The following is a 26,347-nucleotide window of genomic DNA, read 5'->3' on the forward strand; positions in this document are numbered from 1 at the left end:
TAGTCTATGCTTTAAAAGAGAGACTTTTAAAAACAAAGTCCACGTCTATATAAAAAAGCATACCATAAAAGTGTTATAGAAACTTGCATTTATAGGCCCAACCTTCACAAAAAAATCGTCACGTCACCAGCAACATTGGTAACGTAACGATTTTTGAATATACAATATACTTTTAACGAGTTGGCGTTTCAAAAGCACTGCCAATTTCCGCTTCTTCTGGTAACACTAAAATCCCTTTTTCAGACGGCGCATTTGGAATCGCTAATTCTCGAGCCGAACATAACATTCCGAATGAATCAACTCCTCGTAAATTACCTTCTTTAATGAGCATACCAGAAGGCATAACTGCTCCAATTTTAGCAACTACTACTTTCTGACCAGCTTCAACATTCGGTGCACCACAAACAATCTGTAAGTTCTTTTCACCTACATTTACAGTGCAAATACTTAATTTATCAGCATTTGGATGCTTTTCCTTTGTTTCTACATAGCCAACCACGAATTTTGGAGAGAAATCAACATCAAGACTAATTGTAGCACCATTCTTCGCAATAGCAGCTTCAAGTTGTGCTACAAATTCTGGTGTCACTTCCACAACACCTCGTGACTCTGTTTGTACATAATTGCTGGCATTAAACAAATTAAAAGCTTTAATTTCTCCTGTTTGTGCTTCTCTTAAAATAGCAATATCACCAGCACGCTCAACCTCTGTTTTGACTATAGCCTCTGTCGCTAACTGCACTAATAATACGTCTCCTACATGCTCTTTGTTGTAAAATACATTCATTGTTCTTCTTGCTCCTTTTTCACTCTGTTTTTCGCTAAAATAAAGATTGGTTCTAATTCCCCATCTTCATAAATAAATGATAACGATGTAATCGGTACTGTTCCTACAGAAAAGAAATGCATTGTCATCTGTGCTAATACATCATACCCTGTTTCATTACGAATATCACCAAGTATTAATACATCTTGATGGGGAACAGATATCGTCATATCCCCCTCAATTTGTGCACGCATTTCTTTTAAAAAGCTTTCATTTAGAATACGACTTGCATCATAGCCATCGTTGGCATTAACAAAATAAAAGACATTTCCAGCCACTTCATCTTTCTTATAGACGGTCGGTAATTGCTTGACAGAAAAACGTGCCAGTTCGCGAATTTGCTCTACTGTCAATTTTAGTACCTCTAGCATTGACTCATCAATAAAGCGATATGTTTTTCCTAAATCAAGTGCATAAAAAATCCGTGTTTCTGCGGTATGCTCCGTAGTGATAAATGCATGCCCCTCTTTTGATGCTTGTGGATAAGATGTAGCACGGATCACTGGGTAAATTTGTGTAGCTGTTTGGAAGCCTTGTTCCATCTCCTGTTCCATTGCCATAAAGGTTTGCTCAATTGTATAAACAACTTCATTGATTGCCACCTCTTGCTTTTCACCATATTTCGCGATAATACCTGGTAAAGAAAGGTCCATTCCTTTCCCTATTTTTTTATGATTTAAGCGCAATTTATCATGCTTTTTATCAAATTCAAAATCAAATATTTGCTCATTTAACTGTTTTTTTAATAGCGACACAAGTTGCTCTGATTTTATTTGCTTCACTTAGTTTACGTCCTTTCTATCAAATAGATCTCAGCATAAATGCGTACGGATTTTGGTTCGGACATAGGCCGCACGAGGTTCGACACGATGTCGATCATTTCCGTAAAACTTTAGTATGGCGGCTTGAATTTTATTCAACAAGCTTTAGTACACCCATTGTATAAAGTTCAAAGTAAAACGGCTCACATGTTTGTGAACCGTCTTGTTCAAAACTATGCAATTATTTAATCTTAACCGAATGAACGATTTCCGTCATCTCAAGTAGATTATCTTCAATATTTTTGGCCTGTGAAATGGTCGTCATTTTCACACCACCACTACTAACAATTAACTCGAATTCATCATCTTTTTCTGTGTTAGAGATAGCTGAAAAACCGAAACTATCATCCTTTTCATAAGTATTCTCTTTGATAATTTCTTTTGAGCTGTCTTCTTTTAGTAAATTATAATAAAGTTTGCTGTCTGAATCTTCCCGATCATTGATGAAAAGAATATAAGATTCCTTTCCCTTAGATATTAAAATATTATATTTATCTGAACTGTCCTCGATTTTAAATTTAGTCGGTAAAAATAATTGAATATCTCCAATTTTATCTGTATGTTCTTCTGGCTTCTCTGCAAAAACAGTTTCCGTTATTTCGAGCCCATTTGCAATTTGTTTGTCGACAGATTGATTACAGCCAGAAAGCCCCAAAATTAAAAGCATTAAACTCAACGCTTGTAGCCACTTACGAGACATTTCTATCTTCCTTTCATTGCTAACTTTTTTTTATTTTAAAAAAATTCTAGTAAAGTTGCAACTACTCTGCTCCATTGTCACTAGTTCAAAGACACTATCTAGCTGCTAATGTGAACAAATATTGTCCAACTAACAGCGCGACAATATGCTCAAACATAGACTGCCGGCTCACTAATCCTTGCGTAAAAACACCTACAGCCCCAGCACCTTGGCGAATATCTAGACGCTTTGTGTATGCTTCCATAACGGGACCAAGCTCCTTCCCAGCTCTTATTTCCTGGGCAATTTCTTTTGGTAATATAATTTGCGCACCAGCAGCCGTAAAAATTGTTCCATCAGCTAAGACAAGAGCACCCCAGTTACAGACATACATATCACCATCAATTTCAGTGACACCACCTTCAAGACCAAAAGATAAGGTTGCACCTGTAGCATGTAATGTATTTTTGGCACGATTCATCGCACCTTGTCGTGTTTCTTCTGTAGTTATAGGTTGATCAGATACTTCAGAGGCAGCTTTGACATATGCAAAAACAACTTTTTCAAAATATTGTTTAACGATAACTTCAACTGCCTGCGTTTTTGCTTTATTCGTTGTACCAATTGCTATGTCCATAAAAATCCCTCTTTCCACACATAGAAAAAGATGCCATAAAAGGCATCTTTCATTTTACTTTATACATTAGCGTGAATCGTCTCTAATGTCGAACGGTCTGCTTTTTTCACTAATTCTACAATTAATGCTTTTGCTGCAGCGTAGTCATCGATATGAATTATTGATGCAGAGGTATGAATATAGCGTGAACACACCCCAATTACAGCACTTGGAACCCCATCATTTGCTGTGTGCACACGACCAGCATCCGTACCACCTTGTGATACAAAATATTGATATGGGATATGATTAGATTCCGCTATATCTAAAATGAACTCACGCATTCCACGATGCGTTACCATTGAACGATCAAGTATTCGTAGTAACGTACCTTTACCAAGCTGCCCAAATTGATTTTTATCGCCAGATACATCATTTGCAGGTGAAGCATCTAAAGCAAAGAATAAATCGGGTTTAATCATATTTGCTGATACTTGAGCACCTCGTAGTCCAACCTCTTCCATCACATTAGCACCGGAATATAAATGACAAGCTAGTTTTTCATTCTTCACTTCTTTCATTAATTCAACAGCTAGTCCACAGCCATATCGGTTATCCCAAGCTTTAGCCATAATTTTCTTAGGATTAGCCATCGGTGTAAATGGACATACAGGAATGATTGATTGACCTGGACGAACACCAATTGCAATAGCATCTTCTTTACTGTCGGCTCCAACATCTATCAGCATATTTTTCATATCCATTGGTTTTGCTCGTTCAGTATCTGTAAGTAAATGAGGTGGAATCGATGAAACAACCCCAGGGATAGGACCATTTTTTGTAAATACTTCAACACGCTGTGCAAGCATTACTTGATTCCACCAGCCGCCTAACGTTTGGAAGCGAATCATGCCGTTGTCTGTAATCGATGTGACCATAAATGCCACTTCATCCATATGACCTGCTACTAAGATTTTCGGTGCATCAGCTACGTCACTATGCTTTACCCCAAAAATACCACCTAAATTATCTTGAATGATTTCATCAGAGTATTTCGCCAACTCAGATCGCATGAACGCGCGAACTGCATGCTCATTACCCGGTGCACCTGGTAACTCTGTTAATGTTTTAAATAATTGTAATGTTTCCTCATTCATGATGACTCTCTCCCCACGAAGTAGAATTTTCTTCCTTGCTATTGTATCACATTTATTTTTGAAGTCGAAATATTGATAAATTTCATAAAAGTCCCCATGTATGAACGTGCATTCACTCTCTGTGCTATGATAAAATGAAGTTATAGGAAAAGGAGGATAAAGCCATGAAATTACGTGATTTTTTAATTGGTGTTGCAACAGGCCTAGCCGCCGCAGTCATTATTAAAGAAGCAAGTGAAAAAGTTTCTCCGTATGTGCCTGCTGGACAAGTACTTGAAAACATAAAAAAAGAATTTAAAAAGGATGCACCGATAGACGGTTCGTGGATTTATATGAAAACAGATGATTTTACAAATGGTTTCATGACAATTCCTGTTTATCGTGGTGGTATTTCACGCATGCATGATGGTGAAATGCAAACATTCGAATTCGCTGCAGACGCTCGCTCGGGCGTTGTTGTTGAACTAACTGAAGTATAAACTTCACACGAAAAATAATCTTTTTGCCGTATTTGCGCAGAAAAGGGGATGCCTCAAATGTTGAGTCAGCCCCTTTTTTTCATTTTACTCAGAAAGTCCTTTATTATTAAAATACTTTTTGTATTTACGGTAGTAGTTTAAATTATTTAACGTCAGTTTCACCCAACGCTTTGCATTCATATCCTCATTAAAGTACAGTGAGTTCGTATATCTCCCCTCACGAATCAATTTTCGCGCTTCCAGCTTAAGTTTTTCATTTGATGCGTATTTGAATAGTACACCTTTAGGAATAATCATCCACAAATGCTTGTCCTCTACATAGGTTACTTGTTGTTCAACATTTAACATATGATCGTCCGCTACATATTTCATTAAATTATGTCCACTGGCCGTTACATAATAACTTGAACGGCCATTGCGCAAATTAATTTCAAACAGCTTATACTGTTTGTCACGTATATCGTATTTCATATCAAAATTTGCAAAACCAGAATAGCCGATATCCTCTAAGAAGAAGCGAACCTGGTCCATTAATTCTTTATCATATGTTGTGACGATTGCTGCATAACTACCAATGCCTTCTGGAGAATGCTCTTCCAAAATAGGATTGCCAAGGCACATCAACTTCACTTTGCCATCTTTTCCTACATACGCATTTAATACACGCATATAAGAATCATCGCCAGGGATAAACTCTTGAATAATCATTGTATCTTGGTAGGATGAACTATAGATTGCTTTTAAAATTGCTGTTTTTTCTGCTTCATCATGTGCTATGAAAACTTTTTTCTTTCCTGGAAATGTACAAGCCCAATATTCCACTGAGTTCGAAGCCTTTAAAATAATTGGATACTCAAACGGTGGTGTGAAGGATTGATAGTTTTCTGCTGTCACTGTTGTCGTTCCTGGATACTTAAAATTATACTTCTCACACATTTTATAGAAGTTTTCTTTTAGTAAAATTTCATCCATTAACGATTCGTCGATATATGGTACTGTAAAATGCTCCTGTAATGCTGGTTTGTTTTTGATGATTAGTTTTGCATAATCATCACCACAAGCAAGTAGCAGTAAATTTTTATCAGCATATTTTTTTGCCACTTCTGCCAGTGCAGGTGCAAATACGTCCTGTTCATTTAGACGATCGATTTCTTGAAAATCAAGGATATGGCTATCCTGTGTAGCTGTTAAATGTGAACGTCCTAATACAAGTGGTTTAATGCCGTATGCTTCGTAAAACGCGCGTGCCATGCCATATGCATTCATATCTGATCCTAATAATACTGGTAAAAATGGTTGCTCAGTTGCCATTGCTATTTCAACTCTCTTTTGTGTTTTAGTATAGTTTTAGTGTATCATATTTTCCAAAATGTTCACGAAAAAAAAGCCCAAAAGATTTTTTAAAAGCCTACGATATGAGCGTGGCAGCATGAAACGCCTGCAGCATCAACGAGACAGGGGTACGAAGCTAGGTTGGCGGATGCTCGGCGCTCGTTCGTGGACAGATTCAAAAGATATACATGTACCCAAAACAGGGAGCCAGGTATTCATTTTTATGAGAAAATGTTTGTCGATTCGTTTATTTATAATTTACTTTATAATCATCGGATGTAATCCATTTGAATTTCATTGAGAAGATACGTAGTAAAATAACACTTCTGACAATCAAACTCGCTTTTGATGTTATCTCAGTATATTAATTTCCGATTAACCGGTCAATGCGAAATATTCAGAATAGTGTATACTAATATTGGTGATTAGCGGATGTAATCAATAATCAGAAAGTAGACGTTTTCAAATAGCTGAATAATACAGAAATAATTTTTTCTTCACTTTTTCACCAATTATGAAATGATTTGCTATAATCACTGCATCATGGGCTAAAGCACTTTTATACAGTCGCCCACTCGCTTGCAAGTACGAAGTGAAAATTAGAATTCCACAAAGGAAGTAAGCGACCTTGAGAGTGTAATACTTTAGCCTAAATAACAACTATACCCTAAGTACAGTACACATAAATCTAAAGCTTTCTAAACAGAAAAAAACGTATGAACACTTAAGGTTCACACGTTTTACTTTTTAAAATGTAATGACAGCTTGTCTGCTACGTTCTAACTTATCTACAATTTCTTTGCCTGTAGCATCCCATTTCATCATACGGTAATACGCATCATGATAGAAAATAAAACTGTAGCCATTCTCTAATGCTTCTTTCATAATACGCTCTTTGGCAAATACACTCGTCATTGGATAATCGTCATATGCTAACACCCATAATGGATTCTGATGAGCGTGTGTTGGCATAATGTCTGCCATATGCAATAGTACTTCATCGTTTTGTGTTAATTTAATGATAGCATGTCCATTACTATGGCCACCTGTATGGATCATCTCGATACCTGGTGTTACTTGTAATGTACCCTCATAGGTTTCCACTAAGTGCTGTACTGGCTCCCAGTTTTCTTTCCAATACGTGTTTTTCGAGCGGATATTCGGCTCACGCATTTCATCCCATTCAATCTTCGTCACATATATTTTTGCATTTGGAAATGTAGGTACTAAAACATCACCTTCCCACTGCGTTAAACCACCAGCATGATCAAAATGCAAATGTGTCATTAACACAACATCAATATCCGCAGTCGTTAATCCAAGTTCATGTAAGCTATCAGCCAATGTTGATTCCTCTGTTACACCATAGTTACGTAATTGCTTTTCGTTTAACTTGTTAAAACCGACTCCTGTATCAATCATATAGTTTTTACCTTCATATTGAATTAAGATAGGCTCTGTCGGTAATTCGACTTGATTTTTATCATTAACTGGATATTTGCGTGACCAAAGCGGCTTTGGTACAACACCAAACATTGCACCGCCATCAAGGCAAGTGACACCCCCGTTTAGCCATGTTAATGACATATTGTGAAACTGTAATTGATCCATCCATACTCCCCCTAGAAAACTATTTTGTGATGAACTGTGATTCTAGACGATAAATCGGCTGCCCCTTAGCAGAAAATTTCTGCTCATATTCTGTCATAATATTATCCTCAGGCATATTCGCATGTAGGTCGAGTGATACATACTTCAACAACATGCCATATTCAGACATACTAATTAACGAATACTCAAACAAACCACGGTTATCCGTTTTAAAATGGACTTCCCCATTATCAACTAAAATCGACTCATATAATTTCAAAAAACCCTCATGCGTTAGACGACGCTTTGCATGGCGAAGTTTAGGCCAAGGATCTGAGAAATTCAAATACACGCACTCTACATCGTTTTTCTCGAAAAATTTATATAAATCCGCGCCATTTACTTTTAATAAGCGTAAATTCGCTGGAGATTTCACCTCTAAAATATTTTCTAGTGCACAAACTATCACACTATCATAAAGCTCTATACCAATATAGTTGATATTCGGGTTCTGTAAGGCCATCCCTGTCACAAATTGCCCTTTCCCTGTACCCACCTCAATATGCAGCGGGTTGTCATTGCCGAAAACAGCCTGCCAATTTCCTTTAAAGTCTTCAGGATTTGGAATGATCACCTCTGGATGACTTGTAATCATTTCCTCTGCCCAAGGCTTATTTCTTAATCTCAATTTTCTTCCTCATTTCCTTCTGGGTAATTATTTATTGATTTTTTATAGTATAACGTAAAACCATCAATTTCGCATAAAATTATTGCGAAATGACATTTCTTCAATTATCCAAAGTCATCGTCTTCCATGCATTCTGTTTGACTCCACAATGAATAGCCATACCCTGTTCAATCACACCTATATAGTTACCATCTGTATGACTATCAATTTTGTCAGAGCCCACGATAATCTCAAATTGATTGCTTTGCAAAAAAGTAATTTCTTTAAACTTAGTATGCTTCTCAAAAAAAACAGTCGCGAAAACAAATAGTAATTTCAAACGTGAAATGCCGTGAACAATCGTCACTTCAATTTTTCCATCGTCGGGTTTAGACATAGGTGAAATTTTCATGCCACCACCAAAATAGGGATGATTACTCATAGTGACAAACCATGCCTGCTTAAAATGCCACTCTTGATCGTTAGTACGAACTGTCACATTAAAGCGCTCAAAATTAAATAATCCTCTAACAACAGCAGCTGCATAGGAGAGTTTGCCGAGCCCTATTTTATTGAGATAATATTTAAGACGTGACTTATTAATGTGCTTTGTAATAAATGCATCGAATCCAATACCTGCATTATTTACAAATAGTTCATGTTGCATTGTTCCAAACTGAATCATTCCTATATCCATCGAAATTTCGGCTAATTCAGATTGTACATAGGTCTCAATTTGTTTAGCATTTCGAAATATCGGGAAATATCGTGCGAAATCATTCCCTGAGCCCGCGCGTACAACGCCAATAACCATAAAGTCATTATGTACGACACCGCTGACAACTTCATGAATCGTGCCATCCCCACCGACAATGACGATGAGCTTTTTTGTCTGTGCGCCATGTGCCCAATGCCTTGCAATTTCCAGTCCATGCCCTTCGTATTCTGTGAAGGCAACTTCATAGTCTATGGTTAAATGTTGTTGCAGACGGTGCCAAACTTTCTTTCCTTTCCCATTACCAGCTGCCTCATTTATAATAAATAATACATGCATATGTTAATCCTCAGCTGATGGCTGTGATGTCTGTTGCCAAATATCACGATTAAAGGACGTCGTTTGTACATTATTTAAAATCGTTTGTGCTGCACGAATTTGCATATGCTTCATAGGGGAGGATACCTTTTTCAACTGTTGCATCCAATCCCCATAATTGCGGTGATCCACAAATTGTATACTAAAGGACGATCCCGGATAGTCGAAATAGCCATTCCGTGTTAACACAACTTTTCGAATGGGCATATCTAGCTGATCTTGTTTAAATAACTGTGTTAAAACCGATTCCATACGGCTTAAATTAATCATAGGATTGAGTATTTTAAAATCCTTTGTCCCAACTTTTTTCACCCAAAATCGTTCACTACTGCCTACATACACCGCTTGATTTTCTGCTTCAAGCACTGTAATACAAATACATTCTGTTGGTGACATTAAAACAACATCGAGTTCGATTGGGGCTTTTCGCACCTGTAAAATAGGATAATAAAACACTAAATAATTATCCGGTAAATTTTGCAGTAATGTACGTAATAAAGAGTCACGCATAAATCGAGGATCGACATACGATTTTTCTCGCAAAGTTGAGCTTGCCCATTTCATTTGGAAATGGAAAAATTGGTCGATGAACATCCGCTTCAATTCGTGAATAGACTGCGGTGCATACACTATTTTTGGCTCAAAGGTTAACGTCGTTTCCTCTTCCGGAATAAAATCTTCCTCATTCACGAACTCATTCGTTACCTCTATCTGCTCAATATCTTCTTTTATATCTTCCTTCTGACGACCAGTAAAAATTTTTCTGAATAACGAGAAGCGTACTTTTTCCTCGAATGGCTCATTTTCTGTGTCATTGTCGACATGCTGCCACTCACTAATTTCCTCTCCCGACGCCCATTGTCGTTTAACACGTTCCCATTGATTTTTTTTTAACCGTACAAATTGTGTTGGATATCTAGCTAAATCAATTTGATAACGTGAAACATAATCTTGTATCTTCACTAATTGTGCCATTTTAAGGTCACTCCAATCTTACTGCCCATGTAAATCATCATCTTTTTATTTTACATGACGTTTCAGGAGAAAACATCCATATTTTGCTCTATAAAAAAAGAACCACCTAAAACCTTGGTTCATAACCAAGGTTTAGAGTAGCACTTTTTAACGACTAACGCTTATTTCGCTTCGATTGAAATTGGTAATTTTGCCTCAAATGCTTTTTGTAATTTGCGTGTCCATTCACCAGGAACACCAGCACCAATTTTATTGCCATCTACATCGATAACTGGCGTCACTTCTGAAGATACAGAAGACACAATGATTTCATCCATTGTCAATAGGTCGCCTTTTGTCATCGGCTCTTCAATGACTGGTAAACCAATTTCTGTTGCACATTTTAAAATAACTTGACGTGTAATGCCATTTAAGATGTAGTTATTTACTGGGTGCGTATAAAGTCTACCATCTTTAATACCATAAACATTGGCAGACGAACATTCTGTGACAGTTTCACCGCGGTGTAAAATCGCTTCGTAGCAACCTTTTTCAGATGCTTCTTGTTTCGCAAGTACAGCGCCAAGTAAATTTAAAGATTTGATGTCACAACGTAACCAGCGGATATCTTCCACTAATGTTGCTTTTACACCTTTTTCGAAATTTTCGATTGAACGCTCGCCAAATTTCACATTACCTGTTAAGACAGCTGGTACACTCGCATCCGGGAAGATATGGTTACGAGAATTCGTACCACGCGTAATTTGAAAGTACACATGACCTGTGTCTAAGTTATTTTTTTCAATTAAATCGTGTAATAATTTGTGTAAAACGTCTTTTGTATAAGGAACGACAAGTCGAATTTTTTCGGCACTGGCATAGAAACGATCAATATGCTCTTGTGCTGTGAACATATTTCCGTTATATACTTTGATTACTTCATAAATGCCGTCACCAAATTGGTAACCACGGTCTTCTGGTGATACTACAATCGATCCTTCTTCAACGATTTGATCATTCAATAATGAGTATGCCATGTTCATTCATCCTTTTCATTTTCGAGTTATTTTTGCCCTGCAAGTTCAACAATTGCTTCTGCGTAAATAGCTGCAGCTTTCACTAAGTTTTCAACAATAACGTATTCATCCGCACGGTGTGCTACATCTGGCTCGCCAGGGAATAGCATACCGAAAGCGACACCTTTTTTCATGACGCGTGCATACGTACCACCACCAGTTGATAGTAGGGGTGTTTCGTAATCTCCAGTATGGCGTCGATAGACACTAGCTAGCGTTTGGATTAATGGTTCATCTTCACTCACAAAATGAGGTTTTGAGTCATCTTGAATATCCAGAGAAAATCCTTTTTCTGCAGCTAAGCGTTGCGCTTCTGTCATTTTTTCATCAAATGGATACGTTACAGAGTAGCGCATGCTAATGACTATTTTGCTACCTTTGGTCACATCATAGCTTACAATACCAGGATTTAAGGTCGTTTTACCGGACATTTCGTCCTCAAACTGTAAGGCAAGGGCGTGACCATAATGATCATGATGAAATACCTTTGTCACAAAGTCAACAAATTGCATACTTACCTCTGTTGTCAGCTCTTGTTGTAAAAATGCTGCAAGATAAACAGCCGCATTGATGCCTTTTTCAGGCTCCATTGCATGAGCTGCTTTCCCTTTGATAGTTATTATATAGTGAGAACCATCCATTAATAAAGAGCCTTCTAGCTGATTTTTGCTTAAAAATGTTTGAAAATTCTGTTCCAATTGTGAAGAAACGAATTGAATTGTCGCTACTGCACAATCTGGTACCATATTTGGGCGCTTCCCAGCATTAAATAGTAGTAGCTGTTCTTTTGATGCATCCCCTATATTATTTTGTGAAAACACAAGCTCTGCGATGCCCTTTTCTGCATTAATGAGCGGGAAATCTGCATCTGGTGCAAAACCGATTGCTGGCATTTCCTCATTTTTAAAGTAGTGGTCGACACAGCGGAAGCCTGTCTCTTCATCCGTACCGATAATCATACGTATACGTTTGTTTAGTTGAATACCTGCATCTTTTACTAGCTTCATCGCCATCCAAGCTGCGATCGTTGGGCCTTTATCGTCTATAGCACCCCGGGCAAATAACTTACCATCTGCAACCGTGCCACTAAAAGGTGGGTATGTCCAGTTCGCTTCATCACCAACTGGCACAACATCTACATGACATAAGATACCAAGTAAATCCTCACCCTGACCCATTTGTATATGTCCGGCATAATTATCAACATTTTTTGTCTCTAGTCCTTCAGATTGACCTTTTGCTAATAACCATTCAAGAGCATTTAACGGTCCTTCACCAAAAGGTACTTCGGTAGTTATTGTCGTTTCATCCAGTACACTATTAATTTGCACAAGCTCCTGCAGCTCCTGTACTAACTCATCTTGTCTTTCTTTTGCAGCCTGTAACCAATCCATTATATGTACCTCCTCTAGTATAATAAGATTATTCTACTCTTTACACTAAAAATTACAATCAGCTTTCTAATAATCGTCTAGCAATTTCGCCGTGGCGTAATTGCGTCCGGATTTTGAATTGTGCAGGCACAGTCGTGTGTTGTTGTTGTTGTTGTTGTTGTTGTTGTTGTCGCTTTCGCACAGATAAAACCGTGTTGCTGTCGCTTTCGCACAGATAAATTGCCACAGGACGTGGCGTTCTTAGACTGAGTTCCTCTATTTCAGTAGGTGTTTGGACATCCACTGAAAAGGAACCACATTAGCTTTCATCTCACCACCTTCAGAGGTGGGCGTCTTCTGTATCTGCCGCTACGCTTTCGAAAAAAACATTTGCTGAATGAAGATATATTTATCTAACACTACCACATATAGCATCTATTTCACTAATTCCCACAAAATACAGTATAAACTTTGTGTATGATTTGTAAATTTCAATCGTATTCACTAGAAAAACAGCTAGTTTTTTTATATAATGAAGTTATCAGAATAATCGTTCTGAGCATAAAAATTAGAAAAGGGGATGTCTAAGGCAGCAACTTAAGAGCCTAAGTGCACTCCGCACATATTGTCGTCCGCTAGTCTTTGCCAAGAGAATTAAGATGAAGGAGTGGTTCATTTATGAAACCAACTACTGATCGAATGCTTAATCGTATTAAAGACGTGTACATGTTTATTTTAGACAAAGGAACCGTGTCTACACAGGATTTAGTCGAAGAGTTTAGCATCACTCCTCGCACCGTTCAAAGAGATTTGAACGTGTTAGCCTTTAACGATTTGGTGATGAGTCCAAGTCGAGGCAAATGGACAACGACGAGTAAAAAAGTAAAAATGACGTCTTAGTTTTTACGCCTAAAGCGTAAAGCATTTTTGTATGAGAAAAGGAATGACCTTTCGTCGGGGTCATTCTTTTTTTGCTATTTACAGTCTCTTTACAATCCGTTACACTCGTAACATTCTACATGTTGAGAGGAGGATTTTGTATGAAACTGTCCAAGTTGTTTCACCCGCTTGTATGGATTATTTTAGGTGGAACTGTTTTTACGCGCATTGCAAGCTTTATGGCGATGCCTTTTTTAGCTATTTATCTACATAATGAAATTGACGCTACACCTTTACAGATTGGACCGACAATCGGAATTGCTCCGTTAATTTCCACAGTAGGGGGCTTCTTTGGCGGTTATTTAACAGATCGCTTCGGTAGGAAAAGTGTTATTTTGCTAACGGTTGTTGTCTGGAGCATCGTTTTCTTCGGTTTCGCTACTGCTCATACTATTTGGCTCTTTGTCGCATTAAACGCCTTAAATGGTTTATGTCGCTCATTTTTTGAGCCTTCGACACAAGCGCTAATGATTGACTTCACGCCAGCAGACAAACGAAAAAGACTATTTTCATTGCGCTATACAGCTATTAATATAGCAGCAGTTATAGGTCCTGTTATTGGTGTATATATTGCTAAACTATCTAGTCCTAGCATCCCGTTTATACTGACAGGTGCCATGTATATCGTTTATGCCATATTTTTATTTTTCGTGTTGAATCGCTATACAATGCAGCAACAAAAAGCAGCAACGCCAACAAAGATCTTACAAACCTTCACGATTCTCTTAACAAATCGTGTGCTCCTTAGCTTTATTTCTGGTGCGATATTAATAAATATTGGGTACTCCCAATTTGATTCAACACTTCCTCAATTAATTGAGTTGAAAATTGAAGATGGTGCCAAGCTCTATTCCTTACTTATTTCATTGAATGCTGCGGTTGTCTTATTACTGCAGTTACCGATTAGTATCCTATCGGAGCGTTTTTCATCGAGAGCAACACTTCTTGTAGGTATTCTTTTCTTTGCAGTTGGTCTTATATTATTTGGCGCCTCAAATAATTATCCATTTTTTATAGCAGCGATGATACTATTTACAATCGGTGAAATTTTCGCCTTCCCTACAATGAATGTCATGATTGATAACATTGCACCTGATACACAAAAAGCAACTTATTTAGGTGCGTCACAATTCAAAAATTTAGGTGGCTTTATAGGTCCAATCATTGGTGGTTGGCTACTCACTCATTATATTGATGCTATATTTACTGTTATTGCTATACTTGTTTTATGTAGTTCTTTTTTTTACAAAACGAAATCAGAGCAATCTCCCCAAAAAAATTAAAATGCAAAAAAAATTCGCTCACGTTCCGCGGGCAATCCGTGAGGTCTTACTTGACCCATTGTCCCGCTGGAATGTTGCGAATTACATGTAAATAACCAATATTAGTTTACAAATCCGAAATTCTATATTTTTATAAGAGATTAACTGACCAAGTAGATATAATTATTTGCTATACGCCATCATTTCTTATTGCCCTGCAGCAACTTCATTATATCTTGAGTATCGATCTTTACCTGCGTTCTTCGAGTGATATAGTGCTTTATCAGCCCTTTCAAATAAGCTTATTTCAGATTCATTCATTTCTCCACAAATTGCGCTGCCCATACTCACCGACAGAACAGACCAACTTTGTATGTTGACATCTTCATATTTTATTTGACGAATTTTCTCCAAAATAGAATTTGCTAATTGTTCCAATTGATTTTCTTCGCTATCGTATAACACAACGGCAAACTCATCACCACCAAACCTTACAACAAATCCTTTCTTTTTCACCTCTAGATTCAAAATTTTTGCTGTTTCTATAAGTATCCTATCACCTTCTGCATGACCGAATTGATCGTTTACTTGCTTAAAATTATCTAAATCTATTAGTAATAAAGCTGGCTTATTCGCTTTTCTTTTTTTCAAAATATTGTCCATCTTGCTAATGTAGGTGGCACGATTATATACACTTGTTAATGGGTCATAAGTTGCTAATTGAATTGTTTTAGACAGCAGAGCATTAATCACTAACAGCATGATAAAGGACGTAATTAATGCAATCATGAGTAATATCCTAAACTGCTTGGTATTTTTCGTTAGGGCTACTATTTCCGCATGATTATCATATTTCACAGAGATGACCCGTTTGGTAGATTCACCTCGAACTGTTTCAGCCTCATAAGGTAAAAAACGATACGTCTCTATATAGCCGTTCTTTAACTTTTTTTGATATTCAGTCGACTGCATCGTTTGTTTAGCACGCTTATAATAATCCTGAAACGTTTGCGATTGATTTTTCACAGTAATGCGTTTAGATTGTGCGTGAGCAAAAAAAACGCCCCCTGGACCAATTGTTTGCACTTGCAGCAAATCATCATATTTTTCAACTAAATATTGTGCGGTTTTTTCAAAATTGAATGTTTGAAAAATAGGAAATTCATTTAATTTAATGCCGATCTCTAGTAAGTATTTTTTGTCAGGTGTTGCTAAGTAGCTAAATTTACGATATTCCCCTGTTGTCGTTGAAACATCAATACCATCTGTGTAAAATTCCCCACTTTCTCTTCGCTTATCCAATAAAGCAGAAAAGCGTTCACAACAGCTTAAAAAATCCAATCCTTTATCGTGTTTAAATGTCGTATAGATAACGGTATTCGTTTGATTCAATATGTATATGTCCATTCCATGCTCTTTTTTCATTTTTTGTAAATCCCATGTAGAAATATTTGGATTTTCTTCATAATATTTGGATAATTCTCGCAGCTCTTGTTCCATCTTATCAGAGATATCTTTATCAAAATAAAAATGCGCATTATCTACAGTTTGCATATCAGTGAGAATATGATTTTCAATTAATGTTCGATTAATGGCTACCTGTTTCTCAATATCTGCCACTAGTATTTGTCTGTTTACGTAAGAAATTACGGCAACAAGTATTAATGCAAAGGCAATCAAAGACAGTAATAATTTTATACGCAGTTTTTTCATTTACTTATCCTCTAGTCATTTTCCTTATCATTTTTTTCAGAACATTAAACATTTATCGTGCCTTGAACCTCTAGTCACGAGTGGTCTCGTCGAATCAATAAATTAAATAAAAAAATTTTATTTATATATCCTATTATACAGTTATCGGGATAAATATGTAATATGTATAAAAAAAACCCGGTACTATATATCGTATAGTACCGAGGACTTGTTTAATCTGTATTTTGCAAGGAAGCTAATTCTTCAATAGTCAGCTCACGATAGGCACCTAATTCTAGGTTTTCATCTAATTTTAAGTTTCCCATCGAAAGGCGTTTTAAGTATGTAACACGTTTACCCACCGCTTCAAACATACGTTTCACCTGATGAAATTTGCCTTCTTGAATCGTTAACTCAATTTCTGATTGTTGAGCAGACTTTAAAATAACGAGCTCACCAGGTTTTGTTATATAGCCATCGTCAAGCTCAACACCACGAGCGAATACCTCTCCGTCCGCCTCTGTTACAATACCTTCTATCAGTGCATAATACACCTTTGGTACATGTTTTTTAGGAGACAATAAATTATGAGCTAAAACACCGTCATTTGTCAGCAGTAATAAGCCTTCTGTATCTTTGTCTAAACGACCAACTGGAAATGGTTGAAAATGCTGATGTACTGGCTCTAATAAATCAATGACCGTTTCATCACGTAAATCTTCCGTCGCAGAAATAACCCCTGGCGGCTTATTCATCATATAGTAAACAAACTCTGTGTATACAACACGTTCACCGTAAACAGAGACGTCCTGCTTTTCAGGGTCAACTTGCATTGCCGCATCCTTCACATATGTGCCATCTACTGTCACTGCTTTTTGCTTCAGGAGCTGCTTAACTTCCTTACGCGAGCCGTAGCCCATGTTTGCCAGTAATTTATCTAAACGCATAATTCCTCCTATTTAAAGCCCAGTTTGCTTGTAATTCTTGTCAACCGTTCTCCAAGAAGTTTTTGTGCTAAGCCAATTCGTAATGATAAAAAACCATAAACTGAAATTCCTACTGTAGCACAAATAACAGAATAAACTAACGCTGAGAATTTTCCATCCACTGGTCCCATTAAAAACTCTAAAAGTTTATGAACGATTAATACACTTACGGCCATCGCCACTGTTAAAAGAGAAATTAGTATGACACGACGTACTACCATATCTGATTTATAGTTAAGCGTTTTCTTAAGTACTAATATATTAATAACAATAGATGCACCGTAACCAATTGCTGTTGCAAGTATTGCACCATCTGCCTCCATCCAACGAATCAGTGGAATGTTGAGTGCTAACTTTACAAAAATGCCTGACAGTAAACTGAAAACAATCCACTTTTGGAAGTCGATACCTTGCAAAAGTGCCGCTGTTACTTGGAATAACGCAAATAATATAGCCACAGGAGCATAGTGCGCTAAAATATTGGCACCCATTTCACTTTCTGAATAAAGCATAAAGTAAATTTCATTCGCTAATAAGGAAATCCCAACAACAGCTGGTAATGTAATGAAAATTAATAATTGATATGTTTTATCCATCGCATGACGTAACGATAAATACTCACCTTGCGTAAAGTATTTCGTTATCGTTGGCACTAAAGCCATAGAAAAACCTGTTGCTAGCATAACAGGTATTATCACCACTTTATGCGTCGTAAAGTTAATCATTGATAGATACTTATCTGTCACTTCCGCTAAGCCAATAGAAGCCATTGCTCCGTTAAAAGTTAACATATCCACAAGCTGAAATAGTGGATTAGCTATTCCAACAAATACCATTGGAATCGAATACGTAATCACTTCTTTATAAATATCCGTCATTGGCAGTTGCGTAGAAGTTACACTTTGACTGCGCAGCGCATTAAATTCTGGCTGATATTTTTTCCAGTAATAATACAAGACGATTAAACCACCGATTGCGCCAATAAATGCTGCAAATACTGCAAAGGAAATCGCTGTTTGTGGTTTTCCATTAAAAACAACTACGACTAAGAATGAGCCACCTAATAACACGACAATTCGAACAATTTGCTCCACTAATTGCGAAACTGCAGTCGGCTGCATTTTGTCATACCCTTGAAAGAAGCCTCGCCATAAGCTCATGAACGGTACAACAATTAGCGCAAAGCTGACCCAACGAATGACAGAAGCAATTTGCTCGACTGAAAATGCCTGTTCATCACTTTTTATAACCAGCCCCGCAATTGGTGTTGCCAGTAAAAAGAGCGCAATAAAGGAGGCAAAGCCTGTTATCATCATAATCAGTATGCCCGACTTCATGAGCTTACGACCTGATTGATAATCACCCATGGCATTGTATTTAGAGACAAATTTGGATACAGCAATAGGTGCACCAGAGATGGCTACTGCCAACATGATCGAATAGGGAATGTATGCATATTGATACAACGCGATGTTTTCCTCGCCAACAATCGCATAAAACGGAAAAATATAAATTAATCCGAGAACCTTTGATAAAAACATCCCCATTGTTAATATCGCAGTACCTTTCATTAAATTGGACATCGTATCCATCCATTCATTGTAAAATCAAACTTTTTTTTGAACTAAAAATATATTTTTCTAAGACAAAATAAAACCAACTGTTATCTTAACATATTTATAGGAAAACAGTCGCATAAATACATTGAAATATTTTTGCAAGTCTTTATTTTAAATCTGCTAAAAAAATAGCGGTTCAAAAAATCATAAAGACTTTTTGAACAGCTACTTCTCTATTACATATCCACGAAAAATTGTTTATACCATACTAAGAACACATAGGCTGTCCAAATATAGCGACCACGATTAGCTTTCCCCTCGTAGTGCTCATCTAAATAACCAACTAATTGCGTAGTATCGAAAAATTCATTGGCAAAGTCAGTTGTAAACATGTCTTTCACCATATTATAGTATTTTTCTTCACGTAACCAGTGACGAATTGGTACTGGGAATCCAAGCTTTGGACGTTTAGCCCATTCCTCAGGCAGTTCCTGATGCGCTGCTTGTCGAAGAACATATTTCGTATCAATATCATTGACTCGATATCTTGATGGAATATTTTTTGCCAACTCCATCACTTCTTTATCTAAAAATGGTACACGTAATTCAATTGAATGCGCCATACTCATTTTATCAGCCTTTAATAAAATATCACCAGGCATCCATAGATTTAAATCTAAATACTGCATTTTTGTGACATCATCGTCACCAGGTACTTCGTCATAAATACGTTTTGTAATAGTTTGAACAGATGGACCGTTTTTGTAATCAGGTTTTAACACGTTTAATGCATCATCCTCATCCCAAACGACAGCTTCCCCAATGAAGCGTTCCTCTACTGTTTGACCACCTTTTACAAGGAAATGTGTATACTGGTTTTTCGGTAGCATCTCTGCCATACCACGTAACGCTTTACGAAGCCCAAAAGGAACTTTTTCGTATTGTTGCATTCTGCCTGAATTTTGGTACCAAGAGTAGCCACCAAAAATTTCATCTGCGCCTTCACCTGAAAGTACAACTGTCACATCCTTCGATGCTAGTTCGGAGAGGAAGTAGAGCGGTACAGAAGATGGGTTTGATTGTGGCTCGTCCATATGCCATTGAATCTTCGGTAATGCTGCAAAACATTCATCTGCAGAAATATATTTACGTTCGTTTTGAATGTTTAATGTATCCGATAAATCTTTTGCTAAGTTTGTTTCATTGAACATATCTTCATAGTCAGAGAATCCAACAGAAAAAGATTTGTCTGGACGTAGCAATGCCGTAATATAACTAGAGTCAATCCCACCCGATAGGAAAGAACCAACTTTCACATCACTAATTTGATGCGCTTCTACAGATTCTTTCACCGTTGTGCGGATGTCTTCCACATATTTTTCAATCGTCGCTTCTTTTGCATGGAATTTTTTATCCCAGTATTGCACAATTTGCTTTTGACCATTTTTAATAAGCATATAGTGTGCAGGTGGTAACTTGTACACACCTTTAAAGAATGTTTCATCCATTGAAGAATACTGGAAAGTTAAATAAGGGCGTAGGGCATTTTTATTTAATTCTTTCATGAATGCTGGGTGTGGCAAAAACGATTTTATCTCTGATCCGAAAATGAATGTGCCATCAGTCGTATTTTCTGTATAGTACAATGGTTTAATACCAAAGCCGTCACGAGCGATGAATTGCAAATCATTCTTTTTATCCCAAATACAGAATGCGAACATACCGCGAAGCTGTTTTACAAAATCAACGCCATACTCAACATAACCGTAAATAATCACTTCACTATCAGATTGTGTTTTAAACGTGTAACCTTTTGCAATAAGGTCTGCACGTAGATCTTGAAAGTTAAAAATTTCTCCATTAAATACGAGAACGATATTGCCATCCGCACTGTAAAGTGGTTGATTTGCCACATCAGATAAGTCGATAATACTTAAACGACGGAAGCCCAACGTTACTTTATCGTCACTATGAATACCACCGCTATCTGGACCGCGGTGAATAATAGTATTCATCATATTTTCAATTGTTTGGTGATGATCAATCACATTTGTTCCATTAATATATCCTATAAATCCGCACATCTATTTTTTCACCTCATAATTTAGTGCATAACCTTTATCATCATAGCACGAAAAAGCGTTCATTTCATGCTGTCATTGCAGATAAAGTTAAATTTTAATCGATGGGGATTTCTCCACCGATATTTTCGGAACTTAGGCTAAATACGCCACGTCCTGTGACTAAGCCTACTAAGTGACCAACATTATGTTGCTGCCGCTACGTTAGCACTACACTTTCGCACAAAAAACATCTGTTGGCCTAAAGCAATCGGGTACTTACAGGCGCTTGTCTTTCGTATACATCTAGAAATCTTAGCGCACGTTAGTACGGAATAAAAAATTATAAAACACTTTCGTTTAATTTTCAATGTAAAGAAGCCGCCCTCTATATAGACTTCATGTATAATAGAAAAGATTCCTAAAAATGAAAAGAAAGTGAGTTCACATATATGTATGATGTTATCGTAATTGGTGGCGGCCCTTCTGGTTTAATGGCTGCCATTGCTGCTGGAGAGCGTAAAAAGAAAGTATTGCTGCTCGAAAAAGGCACAAAGCTCGGCAAAAAATTGGCCATCTCTGGCGGTGGTCGTTGTAATGTCACGAACCGACTCCCTGTAGAAGAAATCGTGAAGCATATTCCAGGAAATGGCCGTTTTTTATATAGTCCATTCACTGTTTATAACAATGAAGATATAATTGCCTTTTTTGAAGAGCTAGGTGTTGCATTAAAGGAAGAAGATCACGGCCGTATGTTCCCTGTTTCTAATCGCGCACAAGACGTGGTCGATGCACTTATTCGTAGAATGCAGCGCCTACACATTGAGGTACGTCTTAACACACCTGTTAGCAAACTACTGATGGACGATGAAAAAATTCTTGGTGTACGCCTAGCAGATGGCACTGAAGTACGCAGTGAAGCTGTCGTCGTGGCAGTTGGTGGTAAAGCAGTGCCACAAACAGGTTCGACTGGAGATGGCTACCCATGGGCAGAGCGTGCAGGGCATACGGTGACAACACTATTCCCAACAGAGGTGCCCGTTTTATCGAAAGAAGCATTTATTCAAAATCGTGAACTCCAGGGACTTGCTCTGCGGGATGTTGCTGTTTCAGTGCTCAATAAAAAAGGCAAGGTGCTCGTTACCCACCAAATGGACATGCTCTTTACCCATTTCGGACTAAGTGGACCGGCAGTATTACGTTGTAGCCAATTTGTCGTCAAGGAACTAATGAAAACCGGTTATGAACCTGTCACAATGCGCATTCAATCCCTTGTTGATTACAATGAGGAAACCTGTGTGCAATATTTAAACAAGCTTGTGAAAGAAGATCCTAAAAAAGCAGTGAAAAATGTTTGGAAAGGGATAGCCCCTGAACGTTGGTTACTTTTTTTATGTGAGCATGCCGATATTGATGTACAACTGACAGGCATTGAATTATCACAAGAAAAAATACGTAACTTAGCACGACTGCTTGTCAATTTCACAATGACAGTTAGCGGTACACAATCTCTAGAAAAAGCATTCGTTACCGGTGGTGGTATATCCGTTAAAGAGATCGAACCGAAAACAATGGCCTCAAAGAAAAAAGCTGGTTTATTCTTCTGCGGAGAAATCCTCGATATTCACGGCTATACAGGTGGTTATAATATTACGTCTGCACTTGTTACAGGACGTATAGCAGGAATGAGCGCGGCATTATAATGTCGCATAAGTTACTACCGAAAAAACAACTGATAACTCACAACATTTACTTTTACTGCCAATATTTTAAAGAAGCTAGCTAATTGAACATGGCAAAGTCCAAAAATGGCAGAAAATAGTTGCTCATAGCGGTCTACGCTCGTTATAGGGGCTATTTGTAACTACTATTCTTTCTGATAAAATTTCAAAAGGTATTCGGAATGTGATAATTCTGAATACCTTTTGTCATTTTTTTATTTCAAAAACTAGTGATACGACATACACGTTTCAATTTCTTTGATTTGACGCATAGAGCGATTACCAAAGACGTATTGAATAAATGTCATTTTAAAGACAACGATTGGAACGAAGTGCGGTGACTCTTGCGGGAAAAGCGGGAAAGTCGAGATCCTGGACTGAGCGAAGCGAAGGAAGCAGCTCGACCCCGCCCGCGGAAAGCGTCCGCCCGTAGTGGAAATCAACGCTTTTATCTAAAGTTATTGTTAAAGAAAAAAGACTATAGGCTAACTCGATTTTTGTCTAGTTTGTCTACAGTCTTACGAACACGTTCTTTTAACTTTCGCTCGTAGTATATACTTCTTCAAATGGTTGAATAATGACAAAGCCTTCGCCTGAGAATGCCATTTGAATGGATTCACCACTGCCACGTCCGATAAACGTCCGGAAACTAATATCTGTTTTAAATTCGGGTGTTAAATTGCCAGACCATGCAACAGTGGCATGTGGATCCGTATAAACTGTTTCACCTGGCTTCACTAACAAGGTCAGCGGTTCAAAATGTGTCGTAATCGCTACCTTTCCTCTTCCTTTTAACGTTACATTAAATAATCCACCTGACATTATTCCTGCCATTTTACGCATCAAATGAATATCCCAATCGATAGTCGGCTCAAACGCAAGTAAATCATTCCCATTTACACAAAGGCTTTCATCCTGTAAATCAAAGATCGTAATTTTTTTACCTTGATCGGCTAAATAAAGACGTCCACGACCTTTCGCTTTCATTAATTGCGTGCCTTCGCCTGTTAAGGCCTTTTTAAACATTTTACTTAGCCCGTGCTCCATAACACGCTCGCGCTCAAACTTTATATCTCCTATGTAAGAGATCATTGCCCCCATTTTGGACCAAACTTCACCATTTAAGTTAACTTCTAATACACGCTCTGTTTCTAACTCAAAATAGTCGTTGACGTTGTCATTTTGTTGCGTTTTGTTAACAAATTCATTTAATGAAAATTTCCCCATTTCATTACCCCTCCTTTATTACTTTATATACGTTCAACGTGTCGAAAAGATTCAACCTATTCCGCCATAAAAGTAATACACTACCTCCACTAAAGTGATTGCCAAGGTCACCGCATTGCTTTCCTTCAAGCTTATTTTAATGGATGACAAGCACTGTTTGTAGTCACGGTCGTTGAATGGACTCCATTTACGTCAGCACCTTATGCATATTGCATATCCATTCTTCCACAGTATTGTTACACTCACAAACATATCGTAGCAATAATTCTCTTTTAGTAACGAAATCACTTTATTTTCCATAATGTTATTGACATCAAACAGTCTCTGTTATATGTTAGATGAAGATTTATCGAGTGTTGTATAACAACTACTACAAAAAAAACCGCATCAGCGTCATGTGCAAAATGACACTAATACGGTCTATACTTTCAAGTGCAAATTGAAAGTATTAATTATTGTGTAGCGGAGACGTCTCCAACGTTTTGTGATGCTGCTTTTAAAGCTGTGCGTTTGCGTACATCTGCACGTAAAGTAATTGAAATAATAAATGAAATTGCAATTAAACCTGCAAATACATAGAATACTGGAATGTAACTTCCATACGCGTTTTTAATTGCGCTCACTAGAAGTGGACCAAAAACCCCACCTAATGACCAAGTTGTTAATAAGTAACCGTGAATAACACCAAGTTGCTTTGTACCAAATAAATCACTTGCGAATGCTGGTAAGTTTGAGAATCCACCACCATAACAACTAACAACTAAGAAAATAAGTGCTTGGAAAATAATAGCGTTTGTCGTATGTGGTAACACGATAAATGTGATTAATTGTATCGTAAAGAAAATAACAAAGACGTTCGAACGACCAATATAGTCAGACACTGCAGCCCAAATTAAACGGCCACCACCATTAAATAACCCCATAATCCCTACCATTGCTGCGGCACCTGCAACTGATAATCCTACAATTTCCTGTGCCATCGGAGATGCTACAGAAATCATCATAATACCAGCAGTTACATTCACCAAATGCATTGACCATAACATCCAGAAATGCTTAGTTTTTACTGCTTCTCGTGCTGTCATAACAGCTAAGTCTTGTTTCACTACATCTTTGCCCTTGTCAGCTGCAGCTTTCATGTTTGCAGGCATATAACCAGGTTTCGGTGGTGCAATATATAAAGCCCCTAAAATCATTAACGTGAAGTAACTTGCTCCTAAAATGAAGTACGTTGTAGAAATGCCAACTGCTTCCATTAAGTTTGCTGCGACTGGTGCTGTAATAAGCGCACCTGATCCAAATCCTAACACAGCCATACCTGTTGCTAACCCACGACGGTCAGGGAACCATTTAACTAATGTCGATACAGGAGCAATATACCCAATCCCCATACCTAATCCACTAAGTACACCATATGTTAACCAGTACAATGTTACAGAATCCATTGAAATAGCAACGCCTGCTCCAGCTTGTCCTGCTCCAAATAACACAGCAGCTACCATAGCTGATTTACGTGGACCCATTTTTTCTACTAAGCTACCAAATAACGCCGCTGAAAAACCAGCAAGCCCCATCATAATGGTAAAGGCAACCGTTACTTTCGTTTCGCTCCATCCCATTTCTGTGACGATTGGCAGCTTGTATACACTGTATGCATAAGCTCCACCGATTGAAAGGTGAATAGCGATTGCAGATAATGCAATTAACCATCTATTTTTATTCATAAATTCTCATTTCTCCCCTCTTTTGCTACCTGTGAAGATTTCATGAACTTCCATGTTAAACAATTTACCACTTAGAATTATTCAATTGCAAGATGTTTTTCTAAAAAATATTATTTCTCCAAAAAGTTTTTTAGAAATAACCGAATATTTTTTATACCTTAAACCTTACAGTCTCTAAGGAAAAAGCCGTTTATAGAACAGATTTCTCATCATTTATTAGCTAATATTATTTTTCTACTCTACTATCAAAATATTTATAAATTATTTCAACATAATTAAACTTGTGCATACTTTCTCATATTAACGTAACACTTTTTATTCTCTATTATTTCCATTCAGTAGTGATATTTATTAAACTACCTTTTCACAGAAAGTAGTTATTATTCATCATGCAGAAATATTGAGAACAAAAGAGAAATTTATAACGTTAATAAGCAAAAATTATTTGCGCAAAAATATTAAATAAAGCTGTATAAAAAATCACTTTATTCCTTTTAATGTATTAAATAGTAAA

23 protein-coding genes are annotated in these 26,347 nt (G+C 37.3%); 4 read left to right on the plus strand and 19 right to left on the minus strand.

Translation table 11 applies throughout. The annotated features are described in order from the left end of the window. Positions 1-172: 172 nt before the first annotated feature. The 5 genes from ytpR to ACQKII_RS12000 all read right to left on the minus strand — a co-directional run bounded on the left by ytpR (position 173) and on the right by ACQKII_RS12000 (position 4,099). A complete protein-coding gene (gene ytpR / locus ACQKII_RS11980) occupies positions 173-787 on the minus strand; it encodes a YtpR family tRNA-binding protein (RefSeq protein ID WP_427459501.1) in 615 nt (204 codons plus the stop codon). Further along, positions 784-1,608 carry a DUF1444 domain-containing protein gene (locus tag ACQKII_RS11985; protein ID WP_427459503.1) on the minus strand — a complete coding sequence of 275 codons (825 nt, stop codon included), beginning with the start codon at positions 1,606-1,608 and terminating at the stop codon, positions 784-786. Before ACQKII_RS11985 ends, ytpR begins: the two co-directional genes overlap by 4 nt. Positions 1,609-1,828: 220 nt before the next feature. Next, positions 1,829-2,347 carry a hypothetical protein gene (locus tag ACQKII_RS11990; RefSeq protein ID WP_427459505.1) on the minus strand — a complete coding sequence of 173 codons (519 nt, stop codon included), beginning with the start codon at positions 2,345-2,347 and terminating at the stop codon, positions 1,829-1,831. Positions 2,348-2,441: 94 nt separating this feature from the next. Continuing rightward, positions 2,442-2,963, minus strand: a complete 522-nt coding sequence (locus ACQKII_RS11995; protein ID WP_427459507.1) for a DUF84 family protein — start codon at positions 2,961-2,963, stop codon at positions 2,442-2,444. 59 nt (positions 2,964-3,022) lie between these two features. Then, positions 3,023-4,099 (minus strand): M42 family metallopeptidase, encoded by a 1,077-nt coding sequence (locus tag ACQKII_RS12000; RefSeq protein WP_427459509.1) that lies wholly within the window; start codon positions 4,097-4,099, stop codon positions 3,023-3,025. 164 nt (positions 4,100-4,263) lie between these two features. Here ACQKII_RS12000 and ACQKII_RS12005 point away from each other — a divergent pair, with 164 nt between their 5' ends. Continuing rightward, entirely contained in the window at positions 4,264-4,578 is a 315-nt protein-coding gene (locus tag ACQKII_RS12005) for a hypothetical protein (protein WP_427459511.1), read from the plus strand. 84 nt (positions 4,579-4,662) lie between these two features. Here the strand turns inward: ACQKII_RS12005 and ACQKII_RS12010 are convergent, their stop codons facing one another. The 8 genes from ACQKII_RS12010 to ACQKII_RS12045 form a co-directional block, all read right to left on the minus strand. After that, positions 4,663-5,889: an ATP-grasp domain-containing protein gene (locus ACQKII_RS12010; protein WP_427459513.1), complete on the minus strand. Its 1,227-nt coding sequence runs from the start codon at positions 5,887-5,889 to the stop codon at positions 4,663-4,665. A 768-nt stretch (positions 5,890-6,657) separates the two neighbouring features. After that, positions 6,658-7,521, minus strand: coding sequence for a YtnP family quorum-quenching lactonase (locus tag ACQKII_RS12015; protein ID WP_427459515.1), 864 nt, complete (start codon positions 7,519-7,521; stop codon positions 6,658-6,660). Positions 7,522-7,540: 19 nt separating this feature from the next. Beyond that, positions 7,541-8,188, minus strand: a complete 648-nt coding sequence (gene trmB, locus ACQKII_RS12020; protein ID WP_427459517.1) for a tRNA (guanosine(46)-N7)-methyltransferase TrmB — start codon at positions 8,186-8,188, stop codon at positions 7,541-7,543. Positions 8,189-8,288: 100 nt separating this feature from the next. Continuing rightward, positions 8,289-9,221, minus strand: a complete 933-nt coding sequence (locus ACQKII_RS12025) for a diacylglycerol/lipid kinase family protein (RefSeq protein WP_427459519.1) — start codon at positions 9,219-9,221, stop codon at positions 8,289-8,291. 3 nt (positions 9,222-9,224) lie between these two features. Next, the gene (locus tag ACQKII_RS12030) at positions 9,225-10,235 is read right to left on the minus strand and encodes a nuclease-related domain-containing protein (RefSeq protein WP_427459521.1); all 1,011 of its coding nucleotides are present in this window, start codon (positions 10,233-10,235) and stop codon (positions 9,225-9,227) included. Between the two features lie 161 nt (positions 10,236-10,396). Further along, positions 10,397-11,251 carry a D-amino-acid transaminase gene (gene dat / locus ACQKII_RS12035; RefSeq protein WP_427459523.1) on the minus strand — a complete coding sequence of 285 codons (855 nt, stop codon included), beginning with the start codon at positions 11,249-11,251 and terminating at the stop codon, positions 10,397-10,399. 26 nt (positions 11,252-11,277) lie between these two features. After that, positions 11,278-12,684 (minus strand): dipeptidase PepV, encoded by a 1,407-nt coding sequence (pepV, locus tag ACQKII_RS12040; RefSeq protein WP_427459525.1) that lies wholly within the window; start codon positions 12,682-12,684, stop codon positions 11,278-11,280. Positions 12,685-12,742: 58 nt separating this feature from the next. After that, on the minus strand, positions 12,743-12,967 hold the full coding sequence (locus tag ACQKII_RS12045; protein ID WP_427459527.1) for a hypothetical protein: 225 nt from the start codon (positions 12,965-12,967) through the stop codon (positions 12,743-12,745). 374 nt (positions 12,968-13,341) lie between these two features. On the opposite strand from ACQKII_RS12045, the gene ACQKII_RS12050 reads away from it, so the two are divergent. Next, positions 13,342-13,563, plus strand: coding sequence for a DeoR family transcriptional regulator (locus tag ACQKII_RS12050; RefSeq protein ID WP_010860244.1), 222 nt, complete (start codon positions 13,342-13,344; stop codon positions 13,561-13,563). A 140-nt stretch (positions 13,564-13,703) separates the two neighbouring features. After that, positions 13,704-14,885 (plus strand): MDR family MFS transporter, encoded by a 1,182-nt coding sequence (locus tag ACQKII_RS12055; RefSeq protein ID WP_427459529.1) that lies wholly within the window; start codon positions 13,704-13,706, stop codon positions 14,883-14,885. Positions 14,886-15,071: 186 nt separating this feature from the next. Here the strand turns inward: ACQKII_RS12055 and ACQKII_RS12060 are convergent, their stop codons facing one another. From ACQKII_RS12060 to asnB, 4 genes are all read right to left on the minus strand, one after another. Further along, complete coding sequence (locus tag ACQKII_RS12060) at positions 15,072-16,577, minus strand: GGDEF domain-containing protein (RefSeq protein WP_427459531.1); 1,506 nt, start codon at positions 16,575-16,577, stop codon at positions 15,072-15,074. Between the two features lie 212 nt (positions 16,578-16,789). Next, positions 16,790-17,503 (minus strand): pseudouridine synthase, encoded by a 714-nt coding sequence (locus tag ACQKII_RS12065; RefSeq protein WP_427459533.1) that lies wholly within the window; start codon positions 17,501-17,503, stop codon positions 16,790-16,792. Positions 17,504-17,511: 8 nt separating this feature from the next. Next, positions 17,512-19,125, minus strand: a complete 1,614-nt coding sequence (locus ACQKII_RS12070) for a putative polysaccharide biosynthesis protein (protein WP_427459535.1) — start codon at positions 19,123-19,125, stop codon at positions 17,512-17,514. A gap of 212 nt (positions 19,126-19,337) precedes the next feature. Beyond that, entirely contained in the window at positions 19,338-21,185 is a 1,848-nt protein-coding gene (gene asnB / locus ACQKII_RS12075) for an asparagine synthase (glutamine-hydrolyzing) (protein ID WP_427459537.1), read from the minus strand. A gap of 428 nt (positions 21,186-21,613) precedes the next feature. Between asnB and ACQKII_RS12080 the strand changes: the two genes are divergently transcribed. Further along, positions 21,614-22,864: an NAD(P)/FAD-dependent oxidoreductase gene (locus tag ACQKII_RS12080; protein ID WP_427459539.1), complete on the plus strand. Its 1,251-nt coding sequence runs from the start codon at positions 21,614-21,616 to the stop codon at positions 22,862-22,864. Positions 22,865-23,416: 552 nt separating this feature from the next. Here ACQKII_RS12080 and ACQKII_RS12085 read toward each other — a convergent pair. Both ACQKII_RS12085 and ACQKII_RS12090 read right to left on the minus strand, forming a co-directional pair. Continuing rightward, positions 23,417-24,109: an AIM24 family protein gene (locus ACQKII_RS12085; protein ID WP_427459541.1), complete on the minus strand. Its 693-nt coding sequence runs from the start codon at positions 24,107-24,109 to the stop codon at positions 23,417-23,419. A gap of 452 nt (positions 24,110-24,561) precedes the next feature. Continuing rightward, the gene (locus ACQKII_RS12090) at positions 24,562-25,833 is read right to left on the minus strand and encodes an L-lactate MFS transporter (RefSeq protein ID WP_427459543.1); all 1,272 of its coding nucleotides are present in this window, start codon (positions 25,831-25,833) and stop codon (positions 24,562-24,564) included. Positions 25,834-26,347 lie beyond the last annotated feature (514 nt).

Source organism: Lysinibacillus sp. NPDC048646 (assembly GCF_050272295.1).
GTDB lineage: Bacteria > Bacillota > Bacilli > Bacillales_A > Planococcaceae > Lysinibacillus.